Origin of the sequence: Parageobacillus thermoglucosidasius (genome assembly GCF_001295365.1) — a bacterium.
Taxonomy (GTDB): Bacteria; Bacillota; Bacilli; order Bacillales; family Anoxybacillaceae; genus Parageobacillus; species Parageobacillus thermoglucosidasius.
In genome coordinates, this window is sequence record NZ_CP012712.1 from 1,565,212 (window position 1) to 1,579,788 (window position 14,577).

General features: G+C 43.6%; 14 protein-coding genes. 12 read left to right on the top strand and 2 right to left on the bottom strand.

The features are described from left to right. Positions 1-75: 75 nt before the first annotated feature. The gene (gene sigI, locus AOT13_RS07835; RefSeq protein WP_003252190.1) at positions 76-813 is read left to right on the top strand and encodes an RNA polymerase sigma factor SigI; all 738 of its coding nucleotides are present in this window, start codon (positions 76-78) and stop codon (positions 811-813) included. Continuing rightward, positions 810-2,018: an anti-sigma factor domain-containing protein gene (locus AOT13_RS07840; protein WP_042384980.1), complete on the top strand. Its 1,209-nt coding sequence runs from the start codon at positions 810-812 to the stop codon at positions 2,016-2,018. Before sigI ends, AOT13_RS07840 begins: the two co-directional genes overlap by 4 nt. 33 nt (positions 2,019-2,051) lie before the next feature. Here AOT13_RS07840 and AOT13_RS07845 read toward each other — a convergent pair whose 3' ends face one another. Next, a complete protein-coding gene (locus tag AOT13_RS07845) occupies positions 2,052-2,261 on the bottom strand; it encodes an alpha/beta-type small acid-soluble spore protein (protein WP_013401385.1) in 210 nt (69 codons plus the stop codon). Between the two features lie 192 nt (positions 2,262-2,453). Here AOT13_RS07845 and AOT13_RS07850 point away from each other — a divergent pair, with 192 nt between their 5' ends. From AOT13_RS07850 to AOT13_RS20465, 10 genes are all read left to right on the top strand, one after another. After that, a complete protein-coding gene (locus AOT13_RS07850; protein ID WP_013877285.1) occupies positions 2,454-3,470 on the top strand; it encodes a LacI family DNA-binding transcriptional regulator in 1,017 nt (338 codons plus the stop codon). Positions 3,471-3,585: 115 nt separating this feature from the next. After that, complete coding sequence (locus AOT13_RS07855; RefSeq protein WP_042384977.1) at positions 3,586-5,685, top strand: amylo-alpha-1,6-glucosidase; 2,100 nt, start codon at positions 3,586-3,588, stop codon at positions 5,683-5,685. Between the two features lie 65 nt (positions 5,686-5,750). After that, the gene (locus AOT13_RS07860; RefSeq protein WP_042384974.1) at positions 5,751-7,016 is read left to right on the top strand and encodes an ABC transporter substrate-binding protein; all 1,266 of its coding nucleotides are present in this window, start codon (positions 5,751-5,753) and stop codon (positions 7,014-7,016) included. Between the two features lie 142 nt (positions 7,017-7,158). After that, positions 7,159-8,043: a carbohydrate ABC transporter permease gene (locus AOT13_RS07865; protein ID WP_003252178.1), complete on the top strand. Its 885-nt coding sequence runs from the start codon at positions 7,159-7,161 to the stop codon at positions 8,041-8,043. A gap of 14 nt (positions 8,044-8,057) precedes the next feature. Further along, positions 8,058-8,885, top strand: a complete 828-nt coding sequence (locus AOT13_RS07870) for a carbohydrate ABC transporter permease (protein ID WP_042384971.1) — start codon at positions 8,058-8,060, stop codon at positions 8,883-8,885. 140 nt (positions 8,886-9,025) lie between these two features. Further along, a complete protein-coding gene (locus tag AOT13_RS07875) occupies positions 9,026-10,642 on the top strand; it encodes a glycoside hydrolase family 13 protein (protein ID WP_042384969.1) in 1,617 nt (538 codons plus the stop codon). Between the two features lie 236 nt (positions 10,643-10,878). Further along, positions 10,879-12,123: an MFS transporter gene (locus tag AOT13_RS07880; protein ID WP_042384996.1), complete on the top strand. Its 1,245-nt coding sequence runs from the start codon at positions 10,879-10,881 to the stop codon at positions 12,121-12,123. Between the two features lie 150 nt (positions 12,124-12,273). Then, positions 12,274-12,432, top strand: coding sequence for a hypothetical protein (locus AOT13_RS20455; protein ID WP_013401378.1), 159 nt, complete (start codon positions 12,274-12,276; stop codon positions 12,430-12,432). Continuing rightward, positions 12,429-12,590, top strand: coding sequence for a hypothetical protein (locus AOT13_RS20460; protein ID WP_013401377.1), 162 nt, complete (start codon positions 12,429-12,431; stop codon positions 12,588-12,590). The genes AOT13_RS20455 and AOT13_RS20460 overlap by 4 nt, the downstream gene beginning before the upstream one ends. After that, entirely contained in the window at positions 12,587-12,745 is a 159-nt protein-coding gene (locus AOT13_RS20465) for a hypothetical protein (RefSeq protein WP_167542266.1), read from the top strand. Before AOT13_RS20460 ends, AOT13_RS20465 begins: the two co-directional genes overlap by 4 nt. A 2-nt stretch (positions 12,746-12,747) precedes the next feature. Here AOT13_RS20465 and AOT13_RS07895 read toward each other — a convergent pair whose 3' ends face one another. Further along, positions 12,748-14,520: a B12-binding domain-containing radical SAM protein gene (locus AOT13_RS07895; protein ID WP_003252170.1), complete on the bottom strand. Its 1,773-nt coding sequence runs from the start codon at positions 14,518-14,520 to the stop codon at positions 12,748-12,750. Positions 14,521-14,577 lie beyond the last annotated feature (57 nt).

Sequence of the window (14,577 nt, forward strand, 5' to 3'; positions counted from 1 at the left end):
AAAAATCCGCTATGATGTACGAATGATATTCAAAGGGAGCGCTAGTTCGTCTCTTTAACAAATGGGGTGAAATCCATGTTCAGCATATTATTTTCGCTAAAAAAGGAGAGAACGATTGAACAGACGGTTAGCGAAATTCAACAAGGAAATAAAACATTGCATAATCAATTGATTCAACAATATAAACCTTTTATTGCCAAAACGGTTTCCAGCGTGTGTAAACGATTTATTCATGAAGGCGATGATGAGTTAAGCATCGGGTTGATTGCGTTTAATGAAGCAATTGAAAAGTACGCGCCTCATAAAGGTGGTTCGTTTATTTCATTTGCCGAATTGCTCATAAAAAGGCGTTTAATCGATTATATTCGCAAAGAAGCAAAATGCAGGAACATTGTTTTCCATACAGATGAAGATGAAGAAAATTCTGCGCAAACGTATTTAGATACGAAGTTATCCATGGATGAATTTTATAGGCAGATAGAGCAGCAACAGCGCCGCGAGGAAATTCTTCATTATCAGCAAGTATTAAAAGAATTTGGCATTCATTTTCATGAGCTTGTCGAACAGTCGCCAAAACATAAAGATGCCCGACTAAATGCCATCAATGTTGCCAAGTTGTTAGTGGAAAATGAAGAATTGCTGAAATGGCTTTTTCGGAAAAAACAATTGCCGATTAAACAATTACAAAATATGGCCGAAGTGAGCCGCAAAACGATAGAGAGAAATAGAAAATATATTATTGCGGTGGCGATTATTTTAGCTGGGGATTATGTTTATTTAAAGGAATATATAAAAGGGGTGCTTCCATCGTGAAAAAAGGGATTGTGTTGGAATTCGATGACGAATTTGTCACATTATTAACTCCTGATGGCGAGTTTATTCAAGTGAAAAAGGAAAGTGAATGCGAAATAGGGGAAGAGATTGAAGCGGGGATAGTGCAAAAACCCAATGTTCGCCGTCGTTCACTTCGATACATAATGAGCTTCGTGGCGGCAGCGGTTCTTTTGATTGCAACGCTGCTTCGTTTTCCTTCAGATGAAGTGTATGCCTACATGTCCATTGATATTAATCCAAGCATCGAAATCGGGGTCAATGAGCAGTTAAAAGTGATAAAATTAAAGGCATATAATAAGGAAGGAAAAAAGATTGTTTCACAACTTGTGCATTGGCAGAAAAAAGCGTTTATTGATATTACCAAGGAAATTATCGAATTAAGCATGAAAAAAGGCTATTTGCAAAAAGGCGGGCAAGTATTGATAACAACGGTGGAGAGAAAACACCATGCCGCATCTTCGCGTGAACTTTCTACAGAATTGACGAAAATTCAGCACTCGTATCAGCGGAAAAACATTATTGTGAAGACGGAAGAAAGCACGATGGAAGTACGAAAGGAAGCGGTAAAAAAAGGAATGACAACAGGAAAGCTGCTGCAAATTGAACAAAAGACGAAATCAGTTCCGCCACAAGAAAAACCGGCGAAACAGGAAGAGAAACAGCAGATAAACAGCCATTTTCCAAAAGAAAAGAATGAACAAAAACCCAATAATAACAACAGCAATGAAAAGAACGAACAGCAGATGAGCAACCGTTTATTGCCGAAGCACGGTGAGCGAATGCAGGAAGGAAATAGTAAGAATGAACAAAAAGAATTACATAACATTTACTATCCATCCATGGGAAAAGATAATCACCCATTCAGGAAAAAAGATAGCCATCCACCTTTTATAGAAAAAGATAAACATCCATATGGGGGAAAAGATAAACGTCCGTTTGTGAAGAAAGAGGAATGGGGACGCGGTAAAAGCGCCGATCATATATTAAGGAAAAATAGCGAAAGACAAAAGTACCGGCCGCATGATTATGACTGGAAACAGCACCAACAGCACCAAAAAAAGAGAAATGGACAGGGCCAACATCACCGAAAACCAAACTATAATCACGATCATTTCAACAAATTTCCAAAAGGCAATCATCAACATGAACAAAAGAAATGGAAAGAAAGTCGGCGATATGGATAAGCCGAGTAAACCTACTCGGCTTTGCGGACAGCATTATTCTGTTTTTTGAAAAGCAGATCCGGCCAGCTGGCTTTGCGCTTGGGAAACGAGCCGTTTCGTAATTTCGCCGCCGACAGAGCCGTTTGCCCGGGAAACGGTATTTGCTCCTAATTGTACGCCAAATTCTTGGGCGATTTCATATTTTATTTGTTCCAATGCCTGTTCGATTCCCGGAACAAGCAGTTTATTGCTTGATCTTGCCATTGTATTTCCTCCTAACATAGTTAGTTGTCTGGCAATGTTAGTATGTGTCAATCGAGAATCCTCTATAACGGAAGTTGATGAAAATTATGCTGTTTTCTGCCATAATGTGCGCTTAAAAAATAATTGCAAACGTTTTCGATTTAGGTTATAATTTAATCGACAAAGCATCCAAAACGTTTTGGAGGAAGGGCTGTGACGACGATCAAGGATATTGCCAAGGCAGCTGGTGTTTCGATTACGACCGTTTCCCGTGCATTAAACGGTTATCCTGATGTGAACGAGAAAACAAGGCAAAAAATTATCGATATTGCCAAACAATTAAACTATAGTCCAAATACGCTTGCGCGCGGGCTTGTGATGAATAAATCCAAAACGATTGGCCTGCTTGTTTCCGGATTAACAAGAGAAAGTGCGAAGGATAATTTTACGTTTGAAGTGTTAGCTGGTGTCAATCAATATGTCAGCGAAGTGGATTATGACATGGTATTATTCAGCACCACTTCAACAAAACAACGTGAGAAAACATATACGCAGCTATGCCGGGAACGGAGAGTGGATGGGGCGATTTTGCAAGGAATCCGCAGCGATGATCCATATTTACAAGAAGTTGTTGAAAGCGACATTCCGTGTGTTTTAATCGATATTCCAATTGAATCGGAAACGGTTGGATACGTGACGACGGACAATGTGCTAGGTGCAAAAAAGGCAGTGGAGCATTTAATATCGTTAGGACATAAAAACATAGCGATGATCAACGGCTACAAATACGCATTTGTGAGCGAACAGAGATTAAAAGGGTACAAAGAGGCGTTATCAGAAGCAGGGCTGCCAATTCATGAAGAATGGATTGCCGACGGGGCGTTTCGCGAAGACGCCGCAGAAGCGGAAGCGCTGCGCTTGTTAACGGAGTATCCATGTATATCTGCCTTTTTCTGCGCGAGCGACCTGATGGCATTGGGGGTTATGAAAGCGGTTAAACGGGTTGGAAAACAAATACCCGATGATGTGGCGGTCATCGGTTACGATGATATTATTCTTGCCTCATATGCCACCCCTGCGTTATCAACTGTTGCTCAAAATATCTTTGCCATGGGGTATGAAGCAGCGAAATTGCTGATTCATATGCTTGAAGGAAAAGCAGAGTCTCATGTGAAAATTTTAGAAACCGAATTAAAGATACGTGAGTCTACTGTGAAAAACCGCAATTAATGTGGTTTTTCGCTAACGCGCAACTAACTGAAAACGTTTTGGTTAGATCCGAAACGTTTTCAGTCGAATACATAAAATCCAAAACGTTTCGGATCTTAAGCAGGAGGAATTTAACATGAATTACCGGGTGATCAAAGAGAACGATATGTTTTTTCTAACAGATGAAAAAGGAAATATTCCTAAATCTCATCCTTATGGGCTAGGACTGTATACAAAGGATACACGGTTTTTGAGCGAATTTTCACTGCGCATTAATGGAGAAGAACCAGTGCTTCTTTCTTCCGATGCTTCGGAGAATTATATGGCAACGATTTTATTAACAAACCCTCCGATCGAAAAAGATGGCGAAATCGTTTTATGGCGCGAATCTGTTCAAATCGAAAGAAAGCGCTTTATTTATAGCGGGGTATTATATGAAACGGTCAAATTAAAAAACTACTTTCCAAAACCGGTCACATGTGAAATCAGTGTTTCTTTCGATGCCGATTTCGCCGATATGTTTATTATCCGCGGCTTCCAAACGGGAAAAGTCGGCAAGCGCACAGGACAGACCGTGGACGGGAATTCGCTGGTGTTTCATTACGAAGGGGCGGACGGTGTTTACCGGGCGACGACGATTACATGGGATCGTCCTGCTATATTAGCCGATGAAAGCGGACAAGTCGTTTTTGCTTTTTCCCTTCATCACGATGAAGAACAGGCGGTTACTTTCATGATCCAACCGCAAATTGGTCAACCGGCAATGCCGAAAACCATAATGGATAAAGACAATGCTTTACGCCAACTTCAGGATTCTTACAATGAATGGCATCAAAGCATAACGAGAGTAAACACGGACTATAAGCCTCTTCAGCGCCTGATAGAGCGCGGCCTTGCTGATTTGCGGGTATTATTAACTGATTTAGGATATGGCCCATTTCCTGTTGCAGGGCTTCCATGGTTTGGAGTGCCATTTGGGCGCGACAGCTTAATCACGGCATTGCAAATGCTTCCGTTTTGCCCTCAAGTGGCTAAAGGAACATTGCTGACAATGGCGCAGTATCAGGGAAAAAAACAAGATCCTTGGCGCGATGAACAGCCAGGAAAGATTATGCATGAACTTCGTTTCGGTGAGTTAGCCAATACCAATCAAGTGCCATTTACTCCATATTATGGTGCTGTCGATGCTACGCCGTTATTTCTTGTGCTGCTTGCAGAATATGTGAAATGGACAGGGGATTATGACATAGTCCGCCAATTAGAACCAAACATTGAAGCGGCGCTCCAATGGATTGATCAATATGGCGATCGTGATGGCGACGGGTTTGTCGAATATCATCAGGAATCGAGCAAAGGAATTGCCAACCAAGGATGGAAGGATTCTGGGGATTCGATTGTGCACCGGGATGGAGAGTACGCCAAACCACCGATTGCGCTTGTGGAAGTGCAAGGGTATGTATACCAAGCTAAAAAGGGATTGGCGGACATTTTTGAGCAGATCGGGAAAGTAAAACAAGCCGCCGAGCTTCGGCAACAGGCAGAAGAATTAAAGAAAAAATTTGAAGATGCGTTTTGGATGGAAGATGTGCAATTTTATGCGATTGCGTTAGATGAGAAAAAGCGGCAAGTTGGCACTATCACATCCAATCCAGGGCATGTGCTGTTTGCTGGTATATTAGACGGGCACCGGGAAAACGCTGTGATCCGAACGCTCCTGTCCCCGAAAATGTTTTCCGGATATGGAATCCGGACAATGGCGGAAGGAGAAGCCGGATATAATCCGATGAGCTATCACGATGGCAGCGTCTGGCCGCATGATAATAGCATTATTTTATTAGGATTAAGCAAGCTAGGAAAAGCAAAGGAAGCGCTGATGATTATGGAAGGATTAATCGAGGCGGCCTCCCATTTTGAATATGACCGCCTTCCGGAGCTGTTTTGCGGATATAGCCGTTCGTTTGGAAAACCAGTTCCGTATCCAGTCGCTTGCTCGCCGCAAGCTTGGGCGGCAGGAACACCGCTTGTGTTTGTGCAAGCAATGCTGGGGCTGTTTCCAAACAGTTTGCGTAAGGAAATTCATCTTTCTCCAACTTTGCTTGATTCCATGAATGTTCTCAAGGTAGAAAACATGGCGATTGGACATGGCCGGTTGTCACTGACTGTTTTCCGGGAAGGGAAAGAAATAAAGGTGAACATTCATGAAAACACAACGGGATACGATGTCATCGTTTTATAGCAGGGATGGAAATTTCCTCCCTGTTTATATAAAGAAACAATCATAAAAGAAAGGAGTATGGTGAAATGAAAAGATGGTTGACTGCTGTTGGGATTACGTCCGTATTGATGGGAAGCATCTTGGCTGGCTGTGGCGGAGGAGATGAGAAAGCCGCAAATAAAGAGACAAGCGGCAACAATGGCGAAAAAGTGGAGGTCACACTTGCGGGATGGGGCGGCAATCCGAGTGAACAAAAACTGTTGCAGCAAACGCTGGACGAATTTGAGAAAAAACACCCGAACATCAAAGTGAAACTGGAAGTCATTTCGGAACAGTATATGGATGTCATAAAAACCCGTTTAATCGGCGGTGAAGGCCCAGACGTTTTCTATCTTGACGCCTTTGAAGCCCCTGCCTTAATTGAAACAGGAGTATTGGAACCGCTTGATCAATATGTTACCGACGATTTCGACATTGATGATTTCGAAAAACCGTTGCTGGACGCATTTAAAGGAAAAGATGGGCATATTTACGGCTTCCCTAAAGATTATTCAACATTAGCGCTATTTTATAACAAAAAAATGTTTAAAGAAGCTGGCGTAGAGGTGCCAAAAACATGGGATGAATTGCGCGAGACAGCCAAAAAATTAACAAAAGGAACGGAAGTATATGGTTTTGGCGTAGCGCCGGAGTTAGCGCGTCTTTACTATATTGCTGAATCCAAAGGCGGAAAAGTGGTTACCGATAACAAAGCAAGCTTTGCTGACCCGAAAGTAGTAGAGGCTTTACAGCCAATTGTTGATATGCATTTAAAAGATAAATCAGCGGCGCAACCTAGCGAAGTCGGCGCGAACTGGGGCGGAGAGATGTTTGGGCAAGGAAAAGCGGCTATGGTGATTGAAGGAAACTGGGCAATTCCGTTTTTACAAGATACATTCCCGAATTTAGAGTTTGGAACGGCTGAAGTGCCAAGCATCAATGGCAAAAAAGCAACAATGGCATATACCGTAGCGTATGTCATGAATAAAGACTCGAAAAAGAAAAAAGCGGCTTGGGAACTCATTTCCTATTTGACAGGAAAAGAAGGAATGAAAATATGGACAAGCAAAGGATATGCGCTGCCGACACGCAAATCCGTTGCTAAAGAATTGGGATATGACAAAGATCCGTTGCGTGCGCCGTTAGTAGCAGGCGCTTCATATGCGACGGTATGGCAACAAGGAACGAATTTGCCGATTATCGTCAACAACTTTAATAACCAGTTTGTCAGCGCCTTTTTAGGGGAACGGCCGTTGAATGAAGCGCTAAAAGAAGCGGAGAAAACTGCGAATAAAGAAATCGACAGCAAATAATGCGGATGCTGGTGGAAGGAGGAGATCCTTCCACCAGCATGGAATGCCTGATGATGTAACTCCCCTTCTTTCTAGCAACGCTGCGCTTGCCGCGCAAGAGAGGGGAATAGCTTTATCGACTCTCTGCAAGGAGATGAACAAGATGAAACGAAAATGGCGGGAAACAGGTACGGGCTATTTATTCATGTCACCAACGTTGTTCGTACTGCTTTTGTTTATTATCGGCCCGATCGTGTTTGCGATTTTCCTTGCGTTTCACAAAGTGCAATTGCTCGGGACAACAACGTTTGAATTTGTCGGTTTGGATAACTTTGAACGCATCGCTCATGATGCGCGGGCGAAAATTGCGCTATGGAATACGCTTAAGTATGTTGTCATCGTAGTGCCGTGCCAGACAATACTGGCCCTTGTGCTGGCGGCAACATTAAACGCAGGGCTTAAAGGGCAAAAGTTTTTCCGGATTGTCTACTTTTTACCAACGCTTACGTCCTCGGCGGTGTTAACCCTTATTTTTATGTGGATGTATAATCAAAACGGGCTTATTAACCATGTCTTAAAATTGTTAGGACTGCCGACCTATAACTGGATAGGCGATCCAGATGTCGCATTGACTGCAATTATGATCATGAATATTTGGTCTACTGCCCCATATTTCATGGTTATTTACTTAGCGGCATTGCAAGATATTCCAGATTCGCTTTACGAAGCAGCGGAACTGGACGGAGCCAATGCGCTGCAAAAATTTTGGTATGTGACAGTACCATATTTGCGGCCAGTGACATCATTTGTCGTGATCATGGGGCTCATTGGCACGTTCCAATTATTTGATCAGTCATATATTTTCTCTGGCGGTTCGGGAGGGCCGAACAATTCAACGCTTACCGTCGTTCTTCTTATTTATCAATATGCGTTTAAAACGTTAGGAACAATGGGATATGCCGCAGCATTGGCGTTTGTTTTAGCGCTTATTATTTTAACCGCGACATTGCTGCAGCGGAAATTTTCGAAAGAAGAGTCTCTCTATTAAGGAGGGAAAAGAAAATGAAAAAACGAGCTACGATTGGAAAAGGACTTTTGTATGCCGTTCTTGTCACTTACGCCATTATTACATTAATTCCATTTTTATGGGCATTGTCTTCTTCGTTTAAAACACTCGAGGAAATTGTTAGCGGAACCATTTCTTTTATTCCAAAACAATTTACGCTGGATAATTACAAGCAAATTTTTCTGGAACAAAAAATGTTTCCGCGCTGGCTATTAAATAGTACCATCATTGCGGTGACTGTCACTGTGCTGAATTTATTGTTTAATTCAATGGCAGGGTATGCGCTTGCAAGATTGCAATTTCCTGGAAAAAAACCGCTATTTATCATTATTTTGGCGGTATTAATGATTCCGGCACAAGTCACGATGATTCCAAACTATTTGATTTTAAAACAGCTTGGATGGCTGAATTCATACCAAGGAATGATTGTGCCAACGATGATAAATGCCACCTTTATTTTCATGATGAGGCAGTTTTTTATTAACTTCCCGAAAGAGTTAGAGGAAGCGGCAGAATTAGATGGACTTAGCCGGCTCGGCATTTTTTTCCGGATCGTTTTGCCGCTTGCCCGCCCTGCTTTGGCAGCACAAGCAATTTTTGTCTTTATGGGTTCGTGGAATGATTTTATGCGGCCGCTGATCATTTTGTCCGATCCGCAACTCTTTACTTTGCCGCTTGGGCTGAACAGCTTCAAAGGGCAATACATCAGTTATTGGAATTATATTATGGCGGCATCGATGGTCTTTACATTGCCGGTGTTAGTCATTTATGCGTTTTTCAATCGTTACTTTATTAAGGGGATTTCATTTACTGGAGGGAAATAAACGGCATCGCCTTGCCGGCTTATCGAAAAGGGATCTGTCCTGTAAAGCTGGCAAGATGCATCTGCGACGCTGCCGTCTGGCTTGTTTTCATTATTGCGATGGAAAGCAAAATAAAGTGCTTAGCTTAGTGGGGGAAAAAGATGAAACGGACATGGTGGAAAGAAGCGGTTGTATATCAAGTATATTGGCGCAGTTTTTATGACTCGGACGGAGATGGCGTCGGCGATTTGCAAGGGGTGATCGAAAAGCTTGATTATATCCAGCACCTTGGCGCCGATGTCATTTGGCTCAATCCTTGCTATGAGTCGCCGGATAAAGATAATGGATACGATATTTCCAACTATTATGCGATTATGGAAAAGGCCGGGACGATGAAAACGTGGGAAACGCTGCTTGATGAAGTGCATAAGCGCGGCATGAAACTTATTATGGATCTTGTTGTCAACCATACGTCTGACCAGCATCCTTGGTTCATCGAATCGCGTTCGTCCCGCGACAACCCGAAGCGCGACTGGTACATCTGGCGCGACAAACCAAACAATTGGCGCTCCTATTTTACCCCATCCGCGTGGGAATACGATGAATTAACCGGACAATATTATTTTCATTCGTTTGCTGTCGAGCAGCCGGATTTGAACTGGAAAAACCCTGAAGTGCGCCAAGAAATTTATAAAATGATGCGTTTTTGGCTGGATAAAGGCATTGATGGATTCCGTTTAGACGCCATTGCTTTGCTGGCTAAGCCGGAAGGGTTTCCGGATGCCGCTGATCCCAACGATATCTGCTATTTGGCGAATAATCCCGGCCTTCATGAGTATTTGCGGGAAATGTATGAACAAGTATTCCGGCACTATGACATTTTTACAGTTGGCGAAGTCGCCTTCGTATCGCCGGAAGAAGGGCTGAAATATGTCGCTGAAGACCGCCGCGAACTGAATATGTTATTCCATTTTCAAGTATGCGACGAAATGCCAAGCTGGGAACCGCTCCGGTTTAAACAGATTCAAAAGCATTGGTATGATGTATTATGGGGAAAAGGATGGAATTCCCAATTTCTTAACAACCATGACCATACACGACAAGTGACGCGCTACGGCAATGACAAAGAATACCGCGTTGAATCTGCCAAACTGCTGGGAACGATGCTGCATACACTGCCAGGAACGCCATATATTTACCAAGGTGAAGAAATTGGCATGACTGGTGTTCGCTTTTCCTCGATTGATGACTATAACGATATTGCCATGAAAAATAAATATAAAGAAGAAATTGCGAAAGGCAAAGACCCGCAAGAAGTGCTTGAAAGTTTGCAGCCATTAAGCCGTGACAACTCGCGAACGCCGATGCAATGGGATGACAGCCCTAACGCCGGCTTTACAACAGGAACGCCATGGATCAAAGTCAATCCGAATTATAAAGAAATTAACGTAAAACAAGCGTTGCAAGATAAGAATTCCGTGTATTATTATTATCAAAAGCTTATTCAGCTGCGCAAAGAAAATCCGGTTATGGTTTATGGCACGTTCTGCGACTATACGGAAAACGAGCCGTATATTTATGCGTACACTCGTGAACTTGACGATGTCCGCTGGCTTATCGTCCTTAATCATTGTGACCATGCAAATGACTATGAGCTTCCGGGGGCGCTTGCTGCATACAAACGGGAAGTAGTGCTTGGCAATTATCTGGACATCCAAGAAAATGGAAATGTGTTGCATATGCGGCCGCATGAGGCGCGCATTTACCGGCTTATATAAACGTTAAACGATTTTTTTAGCTAGATGACGGTGACGCTTTGGTTTTGTTTTACATTGCGCTGACGGTTACCATCTTTATCATCACGAACTAAGGGTCAGAAAGGAAAGGCTTCATCCATTAAAAGGCAGGATTATATCCTTGTCCGGCAACGGGCAAGGTTTTTTTGTATGCTTCATGAAAAAACGGAAATGATAATCATATAACATGAATGGGCACAAAAAGGAAGGAATCAATGATGGAATGGATCGAAACAATGCCAGAGCAGACAGGCAAAAAGATAAATAAGACGGGGATTATCGCATCGCTAGCATCGATACCGTTAGTGATGACGCTTGGGAATTCGATGTTGATCCCGGTTTTGCCAACGATGGAGAAACAGCTGCATATTACGCCGTTTCAGTCGAGTTTATTCATTACCGTCTATTCGATTGTGGCGATTATTTTTATTCCTGTTGCCGGATATGTGAGTGACCGGTTCGGGAGAAAAAAAGTGATTATTCCAAGCTTATTGTTGGCTGCGGCCGGAGGAGTTGTATCTGGCTGGGCAGCTTGGAAGATGGCCGATCCGTATGGGACGATCGTGGCTGGAAGGATGCTGCAAGGACTTGGAGCGGCAGGGGCGTTCCCGATTGTGCTGCCGCTTGTTGGCGATTTGTTTCCTGATGACAACGAAGCAAGCAGCTGCTTAGGGATGATTGAAACAGCGAACACGTTAGGAAAAGTATTAAGCCCGATATTAGGGGCGGTGCTCGCAAGCATGGTTTGGTTTTTGCCGTTTTTCGCGTTCCCGCTGTTTTGCTCCATTTCCATTGCCATGATGCTCTTTTTGGTAAAAGCTCCGGCAAGAAAAGAGGAACCGCTTCCATTTCGCCAATTTGTGCGAAAGATAAAAGTCATTTTCCGGCGGGAGGGGCAGTGGCTATATGCAATTTTCGCGATCGGCGGCTTGTTAATGCTCGTTTTATTTGCGTTTCTTTTTTTCTTATCAAGCCGCCTTGAGGACGAGTACCGAATCGATGGAATAAAAAAGGGATGGGTGCTCGCTATTCCGCTTGGTGCGCTTTGTGCTGCTTCGTTTCTTGCTGGCAAGAGAATTGGCAAAAATAAAGTTGTCATGAAATGGATGATTGCCATTGGCGGTGTGTTTGCCGGCATGGCGATCATAGTGGTTCAGTTTTTCCCGGAGCTTTGGTGGATGATTGCCCTTTTTTCACTTGCTGGCGCTGGCATTGGCATAATGCTGCCATGCTTGGATGCATTGATAACAGAAGGAATTGAAAAAAAAGAGCGGGGAACCGTGACCTCGTTTTACAGCTCATTGCGGTTTATCGGCGTCGCCGCGGGACCGCCGCTCGCTGCATTATTGATGAAAAGCGCGACCACAACGTTTTTGTTTTTGTTAGCCGGGTTGTCTTTGCTTGGCAGCGCTATCGCATGGATAGGGATAAAGCCGGAAGCGGATAATCAGGCAAAAAGTTGAGCGGCCGCCGATGGTTGTATCCCTTTATTTGCTGGAGAGACATGTTGTGTATGGAATTTGCATGATGGTTTAAGGTTTATTCTATGTGGGATGAATAAGCGGCACGGAGCGCAAGGAAAAATCAGAAAAAACGCAAAGAGAGGGATAGATGTGAACAGCACTGCATTTTTTGTCGCCCATTTGCGCGAGGGGGCGTTACAACAAGTGAAGGATTTAGAAAAACGTTTGCGTGAGGAAACAGGCGAGGAAATTGTGCTTGTTGCTTACAAACATGACATAACCGCTGCGGGAAAGGAGGATAAGGAATGAAGCGAAAAGTGAAATTTGCTGCGGCGGAAAACAACAATAAGACACCGACGGAAAGCTTGCCGGATGCTGAAGCTGCCGCACAATATGCAGGAGAAGAAGACATGATCCGCGGGGCAAACCGCAATTCGAAAAAAGGGCGGCAAGGAGACGGACAATGAAGCAGGGGAAAGGTGAAACAACAAAGCGCCCGGCGGATCAAGTGCGTGAAGAAATGGCATTCGAATTTGGCGATTTTAATGCCCACCAGCCGGTTCAGCTCATGGAAGAGAGGAAACAGCAGAAAAAGCGATGCAAAAGAAAAAGTAGGGAGTAACCCTACTTTTTTACTGTGACAGTTGAAAAGGAAGAAAGCGGTGCGGAAAATATTTTTGTTTGCAATGAAACAGGATCGAAATAAGCGATCATCACCGTTGGAATCCGGAGAACTTCTTTTGTTTCCATATAATGGCCGATATCTAACTCAGTGATTTCCATCACTGTATGTTTAAATAATTCTTTTTCATTCAGCTGGAGCGAGGCAAACTCACCGCCTAATCGTTCCGGATATTCAAGCAGCTCGCGGTAAAGCGAAGAACGCAGCGATTTGTCTGTTTTTTCCTCCCACCACGGTTTGCGCGGTTTATGTTTTTGGTTGCGCAAATAATCATATTTCATTAACGCTTCGATGATTGGAAGTTCATCCAGTTGTTTTGTTTGCAAAAATTCGTACAGGCGGCGGAACAAGTCTTCGAGCTGATGGCCGATTTTTGCCCAGCCGCGTTCGTCCCAGTATGTGCCGAATTCCTGGAAGAAATCGAACGGAGTCGGAAATACGTTTGTTACTAAATATTCGATCGTTTCATCCATCCGATGGGCATTCCAATATTTCTCCAGCACATCTTCCACTTGTTTAAGGCGGATGATGTCGTCAAAAGAAAGCGCGTTATTTTGTAATACTTCATATGGCGCATGATCCATAAATACATAGCCGTAATCTTTTGCGCGAAGACGGAGGCCGGTGCCGCGCAGCATTTTTAAAAAGCCAAGCTGCAGTTCTTCCGGGCGGAGCGCGAAAACGTCGTTAAACGTTTTTCGGAATGATGTATAGTCTTCTTCCGGCAGCCCGGCGATTAAATCAAGATGCTGGGCGATTTTTCCCCCTTCTTTCACCATCATTACGGTACGCGTTAATTTTTCGAAATTTTGCTTGCGCATGACAAGCCGGTTGACTTCGTCGTTCGTTGATTGCACGCCGATTTCAAAGCGGAACAGTCCCGGCGGCGCTTCTTTATTTAAAAATTCAATGACTTCCGGGCGCATGATGTCAGCCGTAATTTCAAATTGGAATACCGTTCCCGGAACGTGTTCATCAATCAGAAATTGAAACATATCCATCGCGTAGCTGCGGCTGATGTTAAACGTGCGGTCGACGAACTTGATCGTGCGCGCTCCATGCTTCATTAAATAGCGGATATCCTCTTTAATTTTTTCCCTGTCGAAATAGCGGACTCCGACTTCAATGGAAGATAAGCAGAACTGGCAGCTGAACGGACAGCCGCGGCTCGTTTCGATGTACGTAATCCGCTTTGGCAAATGCGGGATGTCTTCCGGAAAGCGGAACGGCGAAGGCATATCCGCTAAGCGGATTTTGTTTCGCTGCGGGTTAATGATAATTTCCCCATCTTCACGGAACGCGAGACCGTGGACATGGTGAAAGTTTTTATTTCCATAAAATTCTATTAATAGTTGCTTAAACGTTTCTTCCCCTTCACCGATGACGATGAAATCCAATTCCGGGATGGTTTCCATCCATTCGCGCACGTCATATGACACTTCCGGTCCGCCGGCGACGATCGTGATGTCAGGGGCGATCTTTTTCAACATTTTTATGACTTTAAGGCTTTCTTCGATATTCCAAATATAGCAGCTAAATCCAATGATGTCCGGCTTTCTCCGGTAAAGATCGGTCACGATATTGATCGCCGGATCTTTAATCGTATATTCGACAAGCTTTATGTCAAATTCCGGCTGGGCGTATGCCTTTAAGTAGCGAATCGCTAAATTGGTATGAATATATTTGGCGTTTAAGGTTGTGCAAATGATGTTCATCGGAACAAACTCCTTTACAAGAGCATCAAAAAACAACATTTCAATATAACATATTTT